This is a genomic window from Paenibacillus maysiensis (genome assembly GCF_000520815.1).
Taxonomy (GTDB): Bacteria; Bacillota; Bacilli; order Paenibacillales; family Paenibacillaceae; genus Paenibacillus; species Paenibacillus maysiensis.
In genome coordinates this window covers 1-19,463 of the sequence record NZ_ASRY01000041.1, presented here as the reverse complement: position 1 = coordinate 19,463, position 19,463 = coordinate 1, and the positions used below count along the sequence as shown (strand labels likewise).

Here is a 19,463-nt window from a genome sequence, read left to right as displayed (position 1 = left end):
GCTCCTCGCCGCCGGTGTAAGCCGGCTTGTGCCTGTAGACCGGGATGGAGCTATTGTACGTGGCGGGACCTATTCCCATCCGATGTGGCAGTGGCTGGCGGATCAGCCTCAAGTGGAGCCGGAGCCAGGCATGTTAAAAGAAGTCATTCGTGATGCGGACGTGTTCATTGGCGTATCCCGGCGGGACCTGCTGAATGCCCAAGATGTTCAGCGCATGGCCGCGGATAGTATCATTTTTGCTATGGCCAACCCGCACCCGGAGATAGCGCCCGAAGAAGCGATACCGCATGTTCGCGTGTTTGCGACAGGACGCAGTGACTATCCCAATCAAATCAACAACGTGCTTGTATTTCCGGGAATTTTCAGAGGAGCGCTCGATTGCCGCGCACGCCGTATTAACGAGCCGATGAAATTAGCCGCCGCCCGCGCCATTGCAGCCGTTGTGAGCGAACGGGAATTAAACGAGCAATACATTATCCCAAGCATATTCAATGAGCAGGTTGTTATCAAGGTGAGATATGCTGTGATTGAGGCCGCTATTTTGACCGGAACGGCCCGTCGTATCCCGCCAGATTTCAGATAGTCCGATGGAACCAAATAGAATAACATGGTTCGGTCTGTTAAACTGTGAAAATAGAGCGGTTGCAGATAAGTTGCCATGTTAGCCTTATCTATTTTGCGGAGGTGCGGGGATGAACGGAAGTTTGTTTGAGCAACGGTTACGGGACGGGGATTATATTCCCCGTTTTTTTGCTTACTATTACAAGCAATGGCACGATTACACCATGCCGTACCATGATCATCATTCTACCGAAATCATGTACATGATTTCCGGCTTGTGCAGGGTGGATGTACAAACGGGAGGGAAGGCGGAAAGCATTACGCTGCGTAAAGGTGAGTTTATTTTGCTGGACGCTGGCGTATCGCACCGGCTGGTGGTGGAGGGAGATCAACCGTGCCGGATGCTGAACGTAGAGTTTGGTTTTACGGAGGGAGTGAGGGTAGGGCCGTCTATCCGACAAATGGCAGGGGAAGAGCAGGAGGTTACGGACTTACTATCGCGTCCATTCCCGTATCTGGTACTATCGGACCCGGAAGAGGTATATTATGCGCTGAAAAGTCTCGTGCTGGAGCTGGACCAACGAAAAGAACAGCCGGGTGCAATGGCAGAGCTGCTTTTTATGCAAATGCTGGTCCGAATTGCGCGTCTACGGGAAGAGGCAGAACGTAGCAACACGCAGCAAATGGATCTGTATATCAAACGGTGCCTTGAATTTCTCCATCTGAACTATGACCGGGATATTGTGGTCAAGGACATGGCAGCAGCCGTGAATCTGCATCCGGGGTATTTGCACCGTATTTTCAAAAAACATACTGGACAAACGCTCACCGCGTATTTAACGATGCTGCGAATGGACAAGGCCCAAATGCTGCTTCAGCAAACGGACATTCCCATTCAGGAAATTGCCGATTACGTAGGTGTGGGCAGCAGGCAGTATTTTCATATGTTATTTAAAAAGCACACAGGCAAGACGCCCGTTGAATACCGCTCTGCTGTGGAACGCCATGTGTGGAACTATGCGGAGGAGGAAAGAGGCTGAATTCACTATAAAATTTTCAATTTAATACCTATTCCTGAGGAGCTCACCTGACAGAGAAGGGAGCTTTTTTTGATTTGGAAATGATCGTAAGGCCATAGAAATCCGTTAATTATTCGCTATTAATCTCGGAAATAGGAAATTTGATTCAGGTTCTAAAGAATCATTTTTTGGGAGTTAAAATTCATATGATTATATTAAATTTAAGAGGAATATAGGTAAATTACCTTTGTTTCTATGTAAATGAAGACGTGTTTTCACAAATATGGATGCTTACTCTGGGTAAAAAGAATCTGAATCATAGTAAATATTTCATTTTTATGCATGAAAATAGGTCTTATATCTTATTTATCTTATAATAGTTATAAATTGACAATAACAAAGACGCTCCGTATGATACCTATAATGTAAGGGATAAATTGGAATTCAAATGGTTCTTTGGATTCAATTGTGTTAAAAAGTTCCACGAAATGAGTATCAAGATTAGACATATAAAGGAGTATTTATCGACGATGGGACATATGGATGAGAAAATTGTAGCCATGATCAATGCGGCACGGAAGGAACAAAAGGGTGCATCAGGTCTTCCAAAATCGGATTTACACAATTACATAGAGTCTGAGAGCAGCTTGGAACTGGAGAAAAGGGAAATGGAGCTTCATCCACTTATGATGCTGGACGGAGAACGAATTGCTTTTGCAGAACGTCCTTTGCTAAACGACAAAATTTCGATGTGGTTGCCCCGAACATTCACCGAGATGAGCGAGCGGGAGATCGAACTTAAATATCCTTCGAGTTATCGTCCACCGCTCATTTTGACCGATCCAACTGGGGAGATCAATTTTTCTTTTAACCTGACAGCAAGCGAACTGATGGATGAAGAGCTAGAGGCGTTCACCAGCGAGATGATCTACATTTTGCACCACACGCAAAAGTTGACGGAATGGTATGCAGACGGTATGTACAAGGTGCACGGACGACGGGTCGGATACTGTGAATTTATGACTCCGGCTTTGAATACGCGTCTGTATAATTTGACCTTTTTTGCAGCTCTGGAAGGGCATGCGCTTATATGCTCATTTAACTGTACGGAGGAACGTATGGACACATGGCGTCCGGTCGCTCAACGTATGATGACCACACTAAAAATCCTGCCTAGTGAGGCTGAAGGAGAAGGAACATGGAGCAGATAAGCACCACCTATTCTAATCTAAAAATCACGCCTTATTTGCTTATCAATGTACAGGAGCTCTATCTGGTTAAGCGTCTAAATGACCATACCCGGTTGCGTTTTACCGCTATCGTGCCGGAGGAACTAAAAGACACTTATGTGGATATGACCAAATTTGACTCACCTGTTGGAATCTCGCAGCTGGCAGAGGATGGCACAGAGGTTCCCTTGTTTAGCGGAACAGTGCTGGCAATTGAAGTGAAGGCGGTACGAGATGTGTACTACCTGGAGGTAGAGGCTGTGTCGCATACCTACAGGCTGGATGTGCGCCCCCAAAGTCGTTCTTTTCAGGACAAAAATATGAAGGTGGGTGAACTGCTGCGTCGTATTTCGCTTCTTTATCCTAGCTTGGACATCATGGATTCGGCCACCGGGGGAGCGTCGATCGGGCGGATGTGGGTGCAGTACCGCGAGACTGATTGGGCTTTTCTCAAGCGGCTGGCTTCCTATTACCATACCTCCCTTATGCCCGCGGCCATATTTGATACCCCAAAGTTCCATTTTGGCATTGAGGAAAGCGGAGCAGCCGTTCAACTGGACAATTATCATTACACGGTAAGCAAAAGAATCTCGGCATATCGCTACTTTGCAGGAAATGATACTACCTCGGTGGATGAGCAGGATTTTCTCGATTACACCGTTGAAACAGAACAGTTGCTGGAACTGGGCAATGAAATCCAATTCCGTGGCAAAACGCTATATGTATACGAGGCACAAACTCGTATGACCCAGAGCGTGCTGCTGCACACATATACCTTGACGACACATAAGGGGTTGCGACAGAAAACGTATTATAACGAGCAGCTAACGGGTCTGTCTCTGGAGGGAAAAGTGATCGCTGTCGAACGTGATCGGGTTAAAGTACAACTGGATATCGACCCGGAGCAGGACAAAAATACAGCCCACTGGTTTCCGTATGCAACAGGGTATAGCGCCGAGGGGCATAGCGGCTGGTATGTGATGCCTGAACTGGGGGATAAAGTGCGTATTTATTTCCCGAACCATCATGATGATGAGGGCATCGCCAGTAGCTCGGCCCGGCAGGATCGGGGGGATGGCGGTCACAATGACTTGAAGCATCCGGACGTAAAAATATTCCGAACGCCTCATGGTAAGGAAATCCGATTGACACCAGACGAGGTGGTAATTACTGGCAAGGACGGTGCTGTTTTCATCAAGCTGAACCAAGGTGACGGTATTCATATGGTGAGCAACAAACATATTCATTTTTCGGCAGGCGGTAATATCCATATGGAGGCAGGTCAAAAGGTAACCATTTCCGCTGGTCAGGAAATCAACCTGTCCAGCCGCAGCAGTCATATTACACTCGGTGGTGACACATCGGTCGTTGGCAGCGAGGTCAAAACGAATTGACGGAGGAAGCAGACCATGACAAAAGAAAAAGCACCCATGACCATCCAGGCCGGATCAGGTGCAAAAAAAGGATATGTGGTTGCAGGGGCTATTTTGAAATGCAATTGCGGTACACAACCCACCCGGCTCAAGCGTCCGCTTAGCCACGGTGTTTACATCAAGGACAAGGCCCAGATGAATGTGGGGGATCACGAACCGGGAGTTCATATTTCTGGGTTCGGGAACTGTTTTAGCCCGGCTAATCCGGCGGTTCAAAATAGCCAGATGGTGGACATTTTCGGTGTGAAGAAGGCGCCTTGTGTTCCGGTCATTCTTCGACCTTGGATTGGGGGCAAGCAGGATGTGCTCGTCGAGGGACAGCCTGCCTTGCTGGAGCATTGTACCAATACCTGCCTGTATTGCGGAGCAATAACGATTGAAAATGACGGGCAGAATCTGGACTGATAGTGGGGGTTTCTCATCAAATGGATAAGGTGCAGGAAACATCCGGTTACCGTCATGTGGAATTGCTAAGTAAAGTTCCGCTGCAAACCATGACAGACATTCGCATCGAGCGCAGATTAGGTGACCATGTTCGTTTGGTAGTAAGTGGCATCGTGCCGGAGGAAAAGCAGGAACGGTTTATGGAGCTGGAGAGTGAAGCCGAACCGGTTGAAGTCATCGAAAGGGACAAGGATGGCCAGCGGCTGCGTACGTTGTTCCATGGACAAATGACGCGTATCACGCTGAAGCGGGTACACGGCATTCATTATGTGCAGTTAGAGGCCATATCGCATACGATTCAACTCGATGTTAGGCCCGTGACCCGGTCTTTTCAAGACCATACCATGACGTATGGGCAGCTGCTGAAGCAGGTGCTTGCTGGTTATACAGGATCAGATGTGATCGATACAGTCAGCGGGGATACCCGACTGGGCGCTTTGACATTGCAGTACAGAGAAACAGACTGGGCATTTTTGAAAAGGATGGCTTCCAGATTTGGAGCTGTGCTTGTGCCTGAGGCTGCCGCAGATGGCCCCAAGTTCTGGTTCGGTATTCCCGAGGGACGACCCGCAACACTGGATGAGGTCCCGTATCACTCAAGAAAAAGCTTTGTCGACGCAGATGGAGCTTTTTCTGACGGGGACGATTTGTCATATGGAGCATCGTCGGTGTACGAAGCCGAAGCAATCCTTGGCGGCCCTCTTCCAGGATCGGGGCCTGTGGACGACGGAATAAAATATTTTTGGAGTGATTCAAGCAGCAGTGAGGGGCTATCTGCTGTCAGCGTGGATGGCTTCATGGGTAGAGCATTGCCTGGGGGAGCAGACCTGTGGCATAGACAGCCGGGGATTCAAATAGGTATGCGCCATAACGAAGCCAACACCCCCTATGGTACGTCCTATACTGTGGAGAGTGCACGATATTTCCGCCCCGGAGATGTACTCTCTTTTAAAGGCAAGGAACTGCTCGTTGCGGATATCGTGTCCCGGATGGACCGGGGGTTGTTTTTACATACCTATACACTGGTTTCTGAAGATGAAATTCGGCAAAAGCCTATCTGGAACGGTTCAGTGAGGGGAGCCTCCCTAGAGGGTCGGGTATTGGAAGTTGAGCGGGATCAGGTTCGTGTACATCTTACCATAGATGCTGTACAGGAACGGGAAAAGGCATGCTGGTTCCCCTATGCAACAGGCTATAGTGCAGAGGGCCATAGCGGCTGGTATGTGATGCCCGAAAAAGGAGACATGGTGCAGGTACAGTTCCCGACCTTGCAGGAGTCGGATGGTTTTGCAGCCGGGTCTGTGAGGCGCAGTGGCAAGCCTGTACCCGAGTTGGGCAATCCGGACATTAAATACTGGGGCACTCCTCATGACAAGCTGGTTAAGCTAAGCGCGCAAGAGTTGCTGGTATCAGCTAAAATGAATAGCGTATATATTTCACTTGATGCGAAGGGAATACAGGTATACAGTGACCATGCGCTGTCAATTGCAGCCAAACGGGGGCTAACGATCCACGCGGAGGACACATTGGACATTACGGCAAACGAGGCCATTTATTTGCAAGCAGGCAGCAGCAGTATGGTGATAGACGGAGAGACGGATATTCGTTCGTCGCGAGTGAAGCTGGATGGGATAATCAAGCGTCCGGTTTTCGTCGCTGATCTGGAACCCGTGCCAGAACCGCCGCTGATGTCGATCAAGGCGTATCAGGCCGCCCATGCGCCGAAGAGTACTGGCGGAGCAGGAGCAGGTTCTCCGAGCGAACAGGGTTCAGGCAGCAGCAAGGCTGGGAAGGCAAATACCTCCCCCGCTGCTTCTGCATCGCCGAAGGCAAACCTGCTTGGAGGGATACTGAACGTAGCTCAGAAGGCGCTGAGTATCATCGGTACGGTTCCCGTATTGGGAACGCCTGCGCGGATAGTGAGCAGCAAGCTCACCTCCATTCGCCGCGATGTTGCCAAGGGAGGGCCAACCCGTGCCTTGAAGTATGCGGCCGCTGGTTTATCCATGCTGGCAGGCGTGCCATCAGGAGGCTGGGCTGTGCTGGGCGGAAGGAATCTGGCGCGGGAAGCCGCAGCCTTTAACCGCCGGGTAGCTGCTTATAAAAAGAACGGCGTCAGTCAACGCTACGCCGCCGCTTACAGAGGCAAAGTATGGACGTCAGCCCGCAACGTCGCCAGTTCCAGATCATTAGGGGAATTAATCAAAAACCTAGCCCATAATATGGACAAGCTGAACACGGAGTATCACAAAGTTCCGCTTGAAGTAAGAACGGGCTGGAAGCCCAAAAAGACTGAACAACCTCAAAAACAACCTTGGGGAAAGATGAGTGCACAGGAAAGGATAGAGCCTACTGAGGAAGATAAAAAGAAGTGGGGGATTCGTGGAACGTATGTTTATAAAACAGTTAATGAGGACTACAGACCTGATATACCGGAAGGAAGTTATTGGGCAGCAAATCGAGTGGTGCTCAAACAAAATGGTGATCCTGATTTAAAATATTATAAGGATTGGAAGGAAAGTTATCCTGGCGACTTTTTGATTTTATCGAATAAAGAAGGTATATCTAAAGAAGAGCAAAAGTGGATGTCATTATCTAACATGACGGAAGGTCCTTTTGTATTTGATGGACGAGGCGGAGGACGTGGTCCAAGTGCAGAAGAATTTAAACAGTTTTTCTCACAGTCGAGCAAGAAACAAATAACTGAGGAAATAATTTCGAATAGTGTCCCAGTGAAACAGCAATCGAAGAATATACTCGAGCAAGAAGTTAAACTTGGGACTAAGGGGACGGGGAATGTTAAACCTGTTCAACAAATCAATAATAGGTTTCCAGATGATATTCAAACTGGAAAAGAGTTTTCTTTCAATATCGAAAATGGATACTTGAAAAATACCAATGGTCTTACCGAAGTGGATTTTGTTGTAGACATGAATGGAAAACTTCATATTGGGAGAGGGCATTCCTTTTTGGCAAATGGGGAGTCTGTTCAATCAGCAGGAAAGCTAAAACTTAATGGTCAAGGACAAGTCCGAAGCATATCTAACTTATCCGGTCACTATACTCCTTCAGTTGAGCAAGCAAAATTATTCCCACAAGTTCTTGAGCAAGCAGGGGTAAAAACTAAAAATGCATGGCTTGAAATTTACACCATAGAAACAACTCCTTCGGGTTACGTTAACACAAATGAACTTGTTAAGATTTCTAGCACTCAGATAAAGTAGGTGATGAACGTGGAAGAGATAAAACAGATGAATAAAGATATTTTCAGAGAAAATTTATTAAAAACTATTGAGGAAATATCAAGAAAGAAAGGGCTGATTTTTACCGATTGTAAATTTGTTATAGAGCCTGTGAAAGAAAAGGACAAGCCGCTAAACGGTGCAGATGATATGATGAGGCTAAACATTTTAAGTGAAGAAAACATTGGGAATAAGCGATTAACATTAGATAAAACTGTAAATATACTTTGTGGATTACAACCATTAGTACCAATATGGATAGATGTAATCTTCGTCGAAATGAATGAAGACACGGCTATTTATAAGTTGCGGTGCAGTTTAAGGTTTAGAAAGCCGACTTTATTAAGGAATGCAGAAACCGGACACGCTCCTTTTAAGGCTGTAACAGAAGAAACTTTCTAAGTATCGCTCCAGTTTCTTCTTTTGGTGGGGCTACCCAGTGCCGAATAAACCCGTCATTCAACTAATAACACAAATAACCCATGTAATACCCGTATAAAGATTTCTTCATTTCGGTTGTACGCACATAAATGCTTGAATTTTATACCCTAAAAAGTGCTATTCCGACACATTGAACAGGTCGATTATGGTCAGATACCACCATAATTGACCTGTTTTTTGTTATCTTCGTTTTCTCACAGATTTTTCAAAATGCTACGCAACTGTAGAATACGCCGCCCCGATAGGGAGGATGAAAAGGCAAAGCATCTTTTGAGATAGATAGCCCGACCATTAATATTGTCAGGACTTATCTGCAAATTGTCCGCAACGAATGGGCTACTTGCCGCGATGGTTATCGTGAACGAACAATCTGGTGACGACCAGTTGACATAGAACAGGTAAGGATACGTTTCGGGCTAGCCTCCTTCCCTACTCCACAGCCGTCCAGTGGCGGCATAATAGCACAAGAAGGAAGGTATTGCATATGAAGACGAAGTACAATGACTTCTGGCTCGTTAAGAACACCAAAGCCGCTAATGCGTACATGGACGAAGTTGCCAAGGAGAGCAACTTTACAGGACATCACAAGGGATACACCATCCTTCCACATAAAATTCATCGGTGCTACGGGCTTAATCTGTATGAGAAGCTGATTCTGGTCAGATCATCTACAGCATGATGAAGAATAGAACGCCGTACATCGCGGCGGCGGCTCTGACAGAACGTCAAGCAAGCTGATATAATAGTTTTAATTGGCAACTAAGTTGCCACCTTCCTTATTTCCCAGTTTAAGATTACAACTTAGGGGACGGGGAAAGCTAGTGAATCTTACTTATCACCAGAGATGGAGCAAAAAATATTAGGGGGAGAGAGAATACCAGGTAAAAATGGACTTAGAGGGGGGCATTCGTCTAATGTGGTAAATGATGCAAATCCTAATTATGCAGTAGAAGTTCTCAGGGAGAATCCAGATGGAACTAAATTTGTTCAATTTTATTATCAGTTTCCAGATGGAACTCTCGCAAAGCTTAAAAAAAGCACAGTATTTCCTGATTCATGGAGTGATGAGAAAATTATAAGCTCTACAAAAAAAATTAGCGATACACCAGCAGTTGGAAGTCGTACTTCAGATGGGGTAACTACAACTTTGCATAGCGGTACTGTAGATGGTGTTGAAATAGATGTTATTAAAGAAGGCAATAACATTACTGCTGGATATCCGGTGGGAGGTAAACCAACGCCAGGATTTGAACCGATAAATTAGTGGAGGCAAATTTATGAAATATGAAGAATTTGACAAATTAATAACTGAAATGTCTGGAGAGAATGCTTCAGATGATTATTGGTATGATGTTGGAGTAAATGATGCGATGACCTTGTTGGAAAAATTTTCTGAAATAGATTGGGAATTGCTAGGAAAAAATATAATGGATAAGTCGTTAGAGTGGCAAAAAAGAGTAGTATATTGCTTTGAAGAAGAAAATGATGCAAGAGAAATTAATATAATATTATCACTTATTGAAACAACAGACAAAGAACTATTTGAAATGTGTATTGATTCTTTAAGATTTTTAATTAATGATAATAATAAAAATTGTATAATAAATAACAATGAACTTATGGAGAAATTGAGAAAAATGGCATCAATTGATAATATGTCAGGTAGAATATGTAGGGAGTTTCTTAATAAATTACAATAGAGATGATAATATATGAGTTGTTAAATTTTCATAACAATAGGCTGCAAAACTTATTATTTCTAATTGACTTATAATGATATTTATTAACACTGCTTCATATAACGAAATCATTATGAACAGTTCAGATTTCTATAATTGTTTGAAAGAAATGTATGGAATTTATTGGTGAATATCCGAAACAGTAAGACCAAATGCATTTACTTATGGACAAGATATTTAAAATTTGTGAAAATTCCACACTGAGTTGAGTAAACCAATCAATCAATCAAAAAAGTGAAAAATTAGGTAGGTTTACAAAGTGACAACAAGATCATACAATACAACCAAAAAACCAAACACTAAATGATTCAAACACTTGATAAATTTTCAAAAGCTCTTTCCCACTTGAACCTTGAGTAGGAATGAGCTTTTTTTGCATGTCCAAAATCAAAGGAGGACGAAACGAATGGCAAAACGTGAACAGGTAGTGGCAGAAGAACTGAAGAAACAGCAACCAGTAGAGGAAGGAGAAAAGGAAGTGCGGTCTATTGCACTTGCCCGTGTAGCATACGAACAGTTTATGGACGACATTCGTAGTTACTGTCAGCAAGCAAGGGAATTACGTGAACAGTCGGCAGTGTTACAGCAATCAGCGTACAGATTTTCAGGTTAGCGAAGAGATTCAGCAGTTGTTGAACCGAGCGGAGCATTTGGATACGGTGGCAGAGCAGAAGGATGGACTGCCGCGCCGGCAAGCACTAGAACTCATAGACAGACTAGAAAAAGAAGCATCCGATTGCAAGCAGCTTGTGCAGTATAACCAGACCGTTCTAGCATGGCAGGAGCATGAGCTTGAAGATGCAAAGGCAGCGGCGGTGAAAATGGTTCAGGATGCAGAAGAGCGTCTGGCACAAACAAGGCGAGTATTGGCTGAAAAAGTGGCTCAGCTTGCAGAACTGGAGGGCTAGGTGAATGAATAACGGGATACCTCAAAAATATCAAGGCGTGATGCGCGATCTGTTGCAGAATCTTAAGGGCACAGGCATACGAATTGAACTGATTATGGAGAAGGGAGCCTATACGATGCAGGCCAACAAGAGCAGCGGTAGCTTTGTAATTGAGATCGTAGATGATAGTGAAGTCATTGAAGTTGATGATATAGGCTCAACAGAAGAATTGAGAGTGACGGTTCAGGACGCAATACGTGAAACGATGAATAGCGTTACAGGCAGAACGTAACCAGAGGGAGGAATAGAGAGATGTTGAACCTAAGCCCGGAAGCATTGGAAGCACGTCGGGAATATAGAAGACAATACGAACGAGAATATCGACGAAAATGGCGGCAGAAGCCGGAGAACCGTTTGAAAGCGAAAGAGTACGAGCGCAGATACTGGGAGCGCAAGGCACAGCAATCCCGAGTGTAACCCATGCAGCCCAACGCTCTTTGGCAGTGCACCGATTCAAACGTACAACCAAGGACACTTTACCACAGCAGGCACGAAACTACGAGAGCAACCAAATACGACAGTCGCAGGAGGAAGTAACACAATGACGAACACGAAGAGTTCTTATGGGAAGTGCTACTACATGAGAGCGAAACGTAAGCAGAGCTAACACGTATAGCCTTTGATTGTCTGACGTTCATCGCTCAAACAGATCAGCTTAAGGCATTTCAATTACATCAGAAGCAGAGGGCAGAGAGTAGGAGAAAACTGTTAGAAGAATCATGCTTAATGGATGAACAAGAATATTGAACATGTAGTGAAAACGGATAGACAAACAACTTGGAGGCAAGATGCCCTCCCCCCGGTCAGGGAAACGATACCCCATGATATGAGGTTAGGCGGTGAAAGGATGGGAAAACGGCTGTGCGGAGCGAAGACGAAAAACGGAGAGCCTTGTAAGAAAGCAGCCTTAGGGAATGGAAGGTGCAGGTTTCATGGTGGAAAATCCACGGGGCCGAAGGACAAGGCGAAACATAGCCAGAGCTTAAAGGGCAACAAAAACGCCTTGAAGCACGGATTGTACGAAACGATCTGGATGGATACGCTAACCGAGGAAGAACAGGAGCTATACCATCAGGTTTCAACCGACCCAAATGTACAGGTGGATAGCGAGTATCGGCTTTCAGCATTACGTATCAGACGCATGTTATGGCGCATCCAGCAGGAGGAACAGAAGGACAAGCCTGACCCTGCTGAAATCAGAGCCATTGAAGATGCCATCACCAAAGTTCAGATAAATGTCGCGGCACTGATTCGGGAGAACGGCAAGCTCAGGGATATGCAGAAGCAGAAAAGTGACGGATCGTTAGACCAGTTGGTAGAGATTCTGGAACGAGCGAGAAAAGACAGGTTGCAACGATGAAGACAGGAGCAGACAGAGCATTCGCTTTGTTTCGCTCCTTTTTACTACCGCAGAAGGCTTGACAGCCAAAAATGAATGTAAAAATGCCTTACCGTGATCATGGTTAATAAGCGGCGAAAAGGATAAAAAGGGTTGTAATTGCCTTCCGTAAGGTCGTATGGTGTTACAAAAAACAGGGGGCACATGGGAGAGACAAAGGTTAAGAAATGGGTAGGCTATGTGCGTATCTTCTCGGACAGCCAGATGGAGAATACATCGATTGGTGAGCAAGTGAGACAAATTGAGGCTTTCTGCGTGAGTCAGGGCTGGCAACTGGCAGCGATCTTCAAGGATGAAGGCATCAGCGGCAATACCAAGGAACGGGCAGAATGCTTCCTTAAGGAAAAACGTCCTGGTGGGGAAATAGTAGCGTTTGATATGCCAAAATGGCTTGACGATTTTGTTAAGGAAACTGCAATTCCGCAAAAAGGGTATAAGAAAAATGCATTGAATCAAGGTGGGCATGCTCCTAAGGTTGTAGATCCAAGCACACCAGGTGATTCATACGAGTTTCCTCCAATATGGTCTGAATGGTTTGAGGAATATGCGAAAAATGGTAGGATAATAAAAGATGTGGGTGATTGAGTTTATTAGAAAATTCGATTAGCAGGTGATCTAATGAAAGTAAATATAGAGTACGGTGAAAACATTATCGTTGCAGTAATACTTAATAATGAATGGACTTGGTATGTTACAGAAAAGGAATACTGGTATTTAGATTTAATTAAATTAGAAAATGCATATTTAGATAAAGGGTATAAACTTCCTGACCAAGGTGACTATTCGGATCGTTTTGATATTGCAGTACTCGATGAAAAATCTGCATATAAATTTTTGTATGAGATAAGTGAATTGAAGGTAAGTAAAGTTGAGTTGAGCGAATTAGTATTAAAGCTAGAATATACTAACTCAGAAGACAAAAACTTTCTTACTGGGCTCACTCCGTCATTATTAGTTGATTTTGATAACAAGCTGTTAATGTCATACTTCCCTGAACCTGCATCTTTTGAGAACTACACACCTGATGGTTGGAGTGGAGTCTATGAAAACTTCATAGTCAAAGTACCAATGCAGGAAAGATACTGGGTAATAGATGGAAAAGATTACTTTCACTATTAACAGTAGGGCAATTTAATCAAAAGTGAAGGAGGGATTTATTTGGGGAAATACAATAAATTAAACTTATTAAGTGAAAAATTTGTTAACGGTGAGACTGGACAAGAAGTAGAGGGGATCACAATAATGGTCGATGGGAAATTTAAGCAGGCCTTAGATATAATCATGGACAACTCTGATGAGTACACTAGTTATACAGAGATTATTCGTGATATTATATTTAGCGGAACTCAACAAATTGTCGAGTCAATAAAAAAGTAAACATTAACTTGTATTTACTGAGTCTGAAAAATAGTTTGTGTAAACGGAGTTTACAATCCCATTAACAAGATCGTACAATATACAACCTACAAACCAAACGCTAAACAATTCACAAACACTTGTAACTTTTAAAAGCTCTTTCCAACTTGTTTCATGAGTAGGAATGAGCTTTTTTTTGCATGCCCAAAATCAAAAGAGGACGGAACGAATGGCAAAACGTGAACAGGTAATAGCGGGAGCAGCCAATTGCGGGCGCTCCGACTCCCGGCGATTCGTCGGGTGCTTCTGGTGCGGAAGGTGGCGATTCTGCCTCTGTGGGGACCAAGTTCTCTGCCCAGACCGGAGTGACTGGCGGAACTGATGCTGTGTCAGCGCCCATAGCCAACCTATTAGGGACTCGATTGGGGAAATTGCAGCTGGGGCTTGCGGTAGTGGACATGATTCCGGTCCTGGGCGTGAGTGTGCCGATGGCTGCGGCCGCTGTGGCGATTGCGGGTGCACGGCCTTTAACGGGAAGAACTAGGCCGGTAAGGCCTCGAGGACTGTCTGCATCAGGATTGCTCGAACAGTAGCTCTTGTCCATGATGGGCGGCCCGCTACTGGGCAAGGCGTACACCACCGCCAGTTTGTTCGGCAGAACACCGCTCGCCGAAGAGCTCATTCAAGCTATGAAGGATGAGATGAAGCAGAGGCAGCGGTATAGTACGGATATGGCGCTGCATTGGGAGAAGGATTTGTTGAGGCCTCCTGCGCCTTCTGCTCCGACCTACGACTTTAGTCAATACAGCAAGCGTATGGTCAAAAATATGTGGGTATTGAGTAAAAATGGCTATACCGATCAGGAAGCGGCGGCAGCCAGTATCGCGTATTAATGAAGCTATTAAGCGTGGAGAAATCAAGCTGGATGTTCCGCAGGAAGATACGCTGGAGAAGTTTATTATCGAACAGAACAAGGCGCTGCTGGGCCAGTCAAAATTCCTAAGTTTGATCCCAATAATTTAAACCAAAGCCGAAGCCAACGGAAACGAACAAAGGCGGGCAAGGAGTCAATCGTCCGATTGATGAATTTGAATGATACTCAGCATTATCAGGGTGCTGTAGATAGTCGGAAGACTTAGGGGACGGGTAATTCTGCAAAGATACCTAGAACAGGAGCAGAATGGAATGAATACTACAAGAGCAAGTATGGTAACGGAAATGCTACATGGGTAACAGAGTTGAAATCTTACGATGATATACTAAGTAATCCCAAAGCTTTATGGGGAAAATCAGCTGATAAAGTTGGAAGGACTCTTGGAGATGGATGGACGAAAGGTACGTATGGCTCTGCCGGTACTGGCTGGAAATTTACAAACGGCGATAAGTCAGTATTCTATCATCCAGGAGGAGGAGTGCATGAAGGGTCATACATTGGATTCTCCAGTGGGCAAACAGGTAAAGTCAAGGTGGTAGGATCTGATTATAAACCGTTACCTGGCGATAAAGCTACGATTATTCAAAAATAAGGGAGATTTGTTGGATGGAGAAAATATCTATAGCAAAACTTATGGAGCTATATGTGGATACGATTAATAAGTGTGGAACATATCTACTAAGCGAGGATGATATGGTAATCGGGTATAACATTTTTGAAGAATTTGACACTGGGGTTACTTCTTTTTTACACGCTGATATCTTGCAACGACTAAACGATGCTGGACTAATTAGTGATGAGATGATGAATAAAAGTTCTATTTTAAGAAACTTAGTTGTAGAATTACAACAAGGTGATGAATGGAATATAGACGCAGTTAGAAATTCATCTGAATGGAGGAAAGTACTTGAACTAGCTGACGAAATTAACGGTTACTTTTCTGCTGAATAAATAGCCTCCCTGGGTCTGTTGGGAATTTTTATAAACAACTAACAAACACTTGATAAACCTTCAAAAGCTTATTCCCACTTGAACTATGGAGTAGGAATGAGCTTTTTTGTATGCTCCAATCAAATGTATAAAAGTCCTAAAACTGCCTCTAGTAGAATCTATTACTAAAAATCTATCCAGCAAACAATGAAGATAAACAAAGGATGGAAAATGCAGTTGTATTGACATTCAAAGCAAGCCGGAACAACTAGGGAACACGTAAAATAAAGGTGGAAATTGAAGAAGTAAGCTATCCACACCTCATGTCATAAGATCTACCGCATCCAACTACACTGTTGCTCAATACAAGCCGACTATTTTTAAGTCCAGAAACTGCTGCAGGGGCTTAAGTATAAAAAATAACTTCACTAAATCAGACCATGCCTTTTAAAGCTATGAAACAGCCCATCTTCATCTACAGCGTCCGTGATGTCATCGGCAATGGCTTTGAGGCCCGGCTTGGCATTTCCCATGGCGATTCCTAGCGCACAATATTCAATCATTTCAGCATCGTTCATGCCATCCCCGATACCAATCGTATCTTCCCTGGATATGCCCAAATGCTCAATAAGCTTTTTAATAGCCACGGCTTTGTGGATACCCGGAACCATGAGTTCCCCGCTGTCTTGCCCGAAAGCAGATACAGTACATTGAATAACCTCAAATTTCCCCGCGAATTCCTTTTTGATCTGTTCGAAAGGAACGTTTTTGTTTTCCAAGAAACACGCTTTGTTCACGTCACTACGATACAGGTTGTCCTCTCCTATAGTTAGACCGGTGATAAAAGGATGCGGGCGGTGTTCCTTTTTCTCTCGGGCTACGGGATCATTGTCCACATCACCATAAATAAGCCGTTCCACATGGGGCAGGAAATTTCTGCTCGCAAACAGTCCCCCGTTCGATTCCAGGTAAAAGTCCAAATCGTGTTCATTAAAGTAATCGACCATATGTTTTACATCTTCATCCGATACTTTGTGATGATATAACATCTCACCTTCGATTTCTACAAAGCCCCCGCCAGCTCCAATAATTCCGTCGAAACCCACTTCCATGATGAAATCGTAGATCTCCGCTTTGGAGCGGCCTGTACATAAATAAATGAGATGACCGTTTTTCCTTGCTTCGATACATGCTGCTTTTGCAGATTCGGGAATCATACCGTCATCATCCACTAGCGTTCCATCTATATCTAAAAAGATAATCTTTTTGCTCATTCTCAGGCTGCTCCTTGCTGTCGAACGTTTTCTTTTATGTTACTACATTATGGCTCCTGTTGATATAAAGGTTAGGATTTTTGACACCTAAATACGAATCTGGTCATGATTTTGATAACGCTTCCCTCTGGCAAATTGCTACAATGACGGTATACCACAATTCTAGCGCTGGAGGTTGAATGCCGTGTCATTTAAAGTGGCTTTTATTGGAGCCGGGAGCATCGGTTTTACACGTGGAATTTTGCGAGATCTGTTGACGGTGCCGGAATTTAATGAGATTGAAGTGGCTTTTACGGACATTAATCAGCACAATCTGGATATGGTCACTGAGCTGTGTCAGCGAGATATTCGGGAGAACGGTTTGTCTATACAAATACAGTCCTCCACGGACCGAAAAGTGGCTTTGAAGGATGCCAAATATGTAATTTGTACGATCCGGGTAGGGGGGCTTGAAGGCTTTGCGACTGATGTAGATATTCCACTGAAATATGGCGTGGATCAATGCGTGGGCGATACACTGTGTGCAGGAGGTATTATGTATGGGCAGCGTGGTATTGCTGAAATGCTGGACATCTGCAAGGATATCCGCGAGCTAAGCGCACCGGACGTGCTGCTGCTGAACTACTCGAATCCGATGGCGATGATCACTTGGGCCTGCAACAAGTACAGCGGCGTACGTACGATTGGGCTGTGTCACGGCGTACAGCATGGACATCACCAAATTGCCGAGGTATACGGCTTGGAGAAGCAGGATGTGGACATTGTGTGTGCCGGAATAAATCACCAGACGTGGTACATTCAGGCTTCACATGAAGGCAAGGATCTGACAGCCGGACTACTGGAGGCTTTTGAAAAACACCCTGAATATAGTCGCACTGAAAAGGTACGCATCGACATGCTACGCCGTTTTGGCTATTACAGCACCGAATCGAACGGCCATCTAAGCGAGTATGTTCCCTGGTATCGGAAGCGTCCGGATGAAATTCTCGACTGGATTGATCTGGGAAGCTGGATCAATGGAGAAACGGGAGGCTATCTGCGTGTATGTACGGAAGGACGTAACTGGTTTGAAACAGATTTCCCCAACTGGATGAAGGAAGATCCACTGGAGTACAAGGCCGAGAAACGCGGTGAAGAGCATGGCTCTTACATTATTGAAGGACTGGAAACAGGACGTGTATACCGGGGACATTTTAATGTCGTCAACAACGGAGTGATTTCCAATCTGCCGGATGATGCGATTATTGAGGCGCCCGGATATGTGGATCGTAACGGCATTTCCATGTCTCATGTGGGTGAACTGCCGCTCGGCCCTGCGGCTGTCTGCAATGTCAGCATTTCAGTGCAGCGGTTGGCAGTTGAAGCTGCTGTACATGGGGACGACAAGCTGTTGCGGCAGGCATTCATGATGGACCCACTGGTGGGTGCGGTATGCAATCCGAAGGAAATCTGGCAAATGGTCGATGAAATGCTGGTAGCGCAGGAGGCGTGGTTGCCGCAATATGGAGCAGCGATTGTCGAGGCGCGCGAGCGTCTGTCTGCTGGCAACCTGATCCCGACCCGCGATTACGAGGGAGCGGCACGGATCAAGGTCAAGACGGTCGAGGAAATGCAGTTGGACCGGGATGCCGCGAACAAAAATGCTGGTGAGTCGGACAAAGGCAAGGACCGTGAAAAGGTGCAAACTAGCGAAGCCTGAACGTCCAGAGCATTTTCAATAGTCGTAGTGGTAGAAGGGGATTTTCAGTGCCGTGATGGCCTGGAAATACCCTTTTCTGATATGAGCGCTAGGCATAGCCGCCCCTCACACTTCATATCTTCAGGTTTATGGTTGTCGATTCGGGTCGACGGAAATTAAAGAATACAGCCTTGTTATTACAAATCTCTTCTCCCATGTCGATGCCCCAATTCGCCCATAGGGCTTGCCACAGGGCGGATGCACCTTTAAATAAAGGAACCGGTTCCTGGGAAATATAGCGGTAAAAAAGACCGACAGAGTGGCAATTTATAGCCTAACTAATAATTTAATTCTTGATTTATTCAATTTACAGAAGATTTCCAGCTCACTATAATCTAACATAGGAGGTGACAAAAAGGGGAAAATGTAAGCGTGCGAAAAAGTAGAAAGCGCTTACCTATTACAACTATGAACGCCGCTTTTTTGAAGAAAGTAGGCGTAACACACATAATCATGTAACAATCAGGTGCCGACATAGGAAGATTCAACAAAATTTACGGAAAGATAGGTGAAGCAATTGAAAACCAAGCAAGTGCTTCGTAAAGGCATGAAGTATGCTTTTGCGCTATCACTCGTCGCAAGCAGCTTTCTACCAGGTGCAGGATTTACGGATAAAATACATGCAGAATCCCATGTGGACAATCCTTATCAAGGGGCGACAAAATACGTTAGTCCTGATTATGCGGCTAGTGTCGACACATCGATTGCCAAGATTACTGATGCCAATCTGAAAGCTAAAATGCAAACTGTCAAAACATTCCCGACAGCCGTATGGCT

Annotated in this window: 25 protein-coding genes and 1 pseudogene; 25 read left to right on the top strand and 1 reads right to left on the bottom strand. The window is 45.0% G+C overall.

The window, feature by feature from the left end; genetic code table 11:
- The 23 genes from L696_RS0103065 to L696_RS0102965 form a co-directional block, all read left to right on the top strand.
- Nucleotides 1-583: NAD-dependent malic enzyme (locus L696_RS0103065; protein ID WP_025682341.1), on the top strand; the 583-nt coding region annotated here is incomplete at its 5' end.
- 109 nt (nucleotides 584-692) lie between these two features.
- Nucleotides 693-1,601 carry an AraC family transcriptional regulator gene (locus L696_RS0103060; protein WP_025682340.1) on the top strand — a complete coding sequence of 303 codons (909 nt, stop codon included), beginning with the start codon at nucleotides 693-695 and terminating at the stop codon, nucleotides 1,599-1,601.
- 509 nt (nucleotides 1,602-2,110) lie between these two features.
- Nucleotides 2,111-2,791, top strand: a complete 681-nt coding sequence (locus tag L696_RS0103055) for a hypothetical protein (RefSeq protein ID WP_025682339.1) — start codon at nucleotides 2,111-2,113, stop codon at nucleotides 2,789-2,791.
- A complete protein-coding gene (locus L696_RS0103050; protein ID WP_049827247.1) occupies nucleotides 2,779-4,203 on the top strand; it encodes a hypothetical protein in 1,425 nt (474 codons plus the stop codon). Before L696_RS0103055 ends, L696_RS0103050 begins: the two co-directional genes overlap by 13 nt.
- A gap of 15 nt (nucleotides 4,204-4,218) precedes the next feature.
- Nucleotides 4,219-4,647 (top strand): DUF4280 domain-containing protein, encoded by a 429-nt coding sequence (locus L696_RS0103045; RefSeq protein WP_025682337.1) that lies wholly within the window; start codon nucleotides 4,219-4,221, stop codon nucleotides 4,645-4,647.
- A gap of 20 nt (nucleotides 4,648-4,667) precedes the next feature.
- Nucleotides 4,668-7,910, top strand: a complete 3,243-nt coding sequence (locus L696_RS0103040; RefSeq protein ID WP_025682336.1) for a phage baseplate assembly protein V — start codon at nucleotides 4,668-4,670, stop codon at nucleotides 7,908-7,910.
- A gap of 9 nt (nucleotides 7,911-7,919) precedes the next feature.
- Complete coding sequence (locus L696_RS0103035; protein ID WP_025682335.1) at nucleotides 7,920-8,330, top strand: hypothetical protein; 411 nt, start codon at nucleotides 7,920-7,922, stop codon at nucleotides 8,328-8,330.
- 523 nt (nucleotides 8,331-8,853) lie between these two features.
- A complete protein-coding gene (locus L696_RS0103030) occupies nucleotides 8,854-9,048 on the top strand; it encodes a hypothetical protein (RefSeq protein ID WP_025682334.1) in 195 nt (64 codons plus the stop codon).
- A gap of 165 nt (nucleotides 9,049-9,213) precedes the next feature.
- Nucleotides 9,214-9,633: an EndoU domain-containing protein gene (locus tag L696_RS0103025; protein ID WP_025682333.1), complete on the top strand. Its 420-nt coding sequence runs from the start codon at nucleotides 9,214-9,216 to the stop codon at nucleotides 9,631-9,633.
- 13 nt (nucleotides 9,634-9,646) lie between these two features.
- The gene (locus tag L696_RS0103020) at nucleotides 9,647-10,069 is read left to right on the top strand and encodes a hypothetical protein (protein WP_025682332.1); all 423 of its coding nucleotides are present in this window, start codon (nucleotides 9,647-9,649) and stop codon (nucleotides 10,067-10,069) included.
- 445 nt (nucleotides 10,070-10,514) lie between these two features.
- Complete coding sequence (locus L696_RS31715; protein ID WP_245233273.1) at nucleotides 10,515-10,721, top strand: hypothetical protein; 207 nt, start codon at nucleotides 10,515-10,517, stop codon at nucleotides 10,719-10,721.
- On the top strand, nucleotides 10,672-11,016 hold the full coding sequence (locus tag L696_RS0103015) for a hypothetical protein (RefSeq protein ID WP_245233272.1): 345 nt from the start codon (nucleotides 10,672-10,674) through the stop codon (nucleotides 11,014-11,016). Before L696_RS31715 ends, L696_RS0103015 begins: the two co-directional genes overlap by 50 nt.
- 4 nt (nucleotides 11,017-11,020) lie before the next feature.
- Nucleotides 11,021-11,287 carry a hypothetical protein gene (locus tag L696_RS0103010; RefSeq protein WP_025682331.1) on the top strand — a complete coding sequence of 89 codons (267 nt, stop codon included), beginning with the start codon at nucleotides 11,021-11,023 and terminating at the stop codon, nucleotides 11,285-11,287.
- 20 nt (nucleotides 11,288-11,307) lie between these two features.
- On the top strand, nucleotides 11,308-11,472 hold the full coding sequence (locus tag L696_RS31120; RefSeq protein WP_162833904.1) for a hypothetical protein: 165 nt from the start codon (nucleotides 11,308-11,310) through the stop codon (nucleotides 11,470-11,472).
- A gap of 430 nt (nucleotides 11,473-11,902) precedes the next feature.
- Nucleotides 11,903-12,415 carry an HGGxSTG domain-containing protein gene (locus tag L696_RS0103000; RefSeq protein WP_155985299.1) on the top strand — a complete coding sequence of 171 codons (513 nt, stop codon included), beginning with the start codon at nucleotides 11,903-11,905 and terminating at the stop codon, nucleotides 12,413-12,415.
- Between the two features lie 183 nt (nucleotides 12,416-12,598).
- Nucleotides 12,599-13,039, top strand: coding sequence for a recombinase family protein (locus L696_RS0102995; RefSeq protein WP_025682329.1), 441 nt, complete (start codon nucleotides 12,599-12,601; stop codon nucleotides 13,037-13,039).
- A 33-nt stretch (nucleotides 13,040-13,072) separates the two neighbouring features.
- Nucleotides 13,073-13,573 (top strand): hypothetical protein, encoded by a 501-nt coding sequence (locus L696_RS0102990; protein WP_025682328.1) that lies wholly within the window; start codon nucleotides 13,073-13,075, stop codon nucleotides 13,571-13,573.
- Nucleotides 13,574-13,612: 39 nt separating this feature from the next.
- Nucleotides 13,613-13,831 (top strand): hypothetical protein, encoded by a 219-nt coding sequence (locus L696_RS0102985; protein ID WP_025682327.1) that lies wholly within the window; start codon nucleotides 13,613-13,615, stop codon nucleotides 13,829-13,831.
- A 314-nt stretch (nucleotides 13,832-14,145) separates the two neighbouring features.
- Nucleotides 14,146-14,403, top strand: coding sequence for a hypothetical protein (locus L696_RS0102980; protein ID WP_025682326.1), 258 nt, complete (start codon nucleotides 14,146-14,148; stop codon nucleotides 14,401-14,403).
- A gap of 9 nt (nucleotides 14,404-14,412) precedes the next feature.
- The gene (locus L696_RS0102975; protein ID WP_025682325.1) at nucleotides 14,413-14,703 is read left to right on the top strand and encodes a hypothetical protein; all 291 of its coding nucleotides are present in this window, start codon (nucleotides 14,413-14,415) and stop codon (nucleotides 14,701-14,703) included.
- Entirely contained in the window at nucleotides 14,657-14,833 is a 177-nt protein-coding gene (locus L696_RS30180) for a hypothetical protein (RefSeq protein WP_155985298.1), read from the top strand. The genes L696_RS0102975 and L696_RS30180 overlap by 47 nt, the downstream gene beginning before the upstream one ends.
- A 215-nt stretch (nucleotides 14,834-15,048) precedes the next feature.
- The gene (locus L696_RS31360) at nucleotides 15,049-15,336 is read left to right on the top strand and encodes a hypothetical protein (RefSeq protein WP_025682324.1); all 288 of its coding nucleotides are present in this window, start codon (nucleotides 15,049-15,051) and stop codon (nucleotides 15,334-15,336) included.
- 14 nt (nucleotides 15,337-15,350) lie between these two features.
- Nucleotides 15,351-15,695, top strand: coding sequence for a hypothetical protein (locus tag L696_RS0102965; RefSeq protein ID WP_025682323.1), 345 nt, complete (start codon nucleotides 15,351-15,353; stop codon nucleotides 15,693-15,695).
- A 407-nt stretch (nucleotides 15,696-16,102) separates the two neighbouring features.
- On the opposite strand, the gene L696_RS0102960 is transcribed toward L696_RS0102965, so the two are convergent.
- Nucleotides 16,103-16,948 carry a Cof-type HAD-IIB family hydrolase gene (locus tag L696_RS0102960; protein ID WP_025682322.1) on the bottom strand — a complete coding sequence of 282 codons (846 nt, stop codon included), beginning with the start codon at nucleotides 16,946-16,948 and terminating at the stop codon, nucleotides 16,103-16,105.
- Nucleotides 16,949-17,132: 184 nt separating this feature from the next.
- On the opposite strand from L696_RS0102960, the gene melA reads away from it, so the two are divergent.
- Both melA and L696_RS28125 read left to right on the top strand, forming a co-directional pair.
- Complete coding sequence (melA, locus tag L696_RS0102955) at nucleotides 17,133-18,647, top strand: alpha-glucosidase/alpha-galactosidase (RefSeq protein WP_025682321.1); 1,515 nt, start codon at nucleotides 17,133-17,135, stop codon at nucleotides 18,645-18,647.
- 547 nt (nucleotides 18,648-19,194) lie between these two features.
- Nucleotides 19,195-19,463: pseudogene (locus tag L696_RS28125) on the top strand (glycoside hydrolase family 6 protein); the annotation flags it as partial.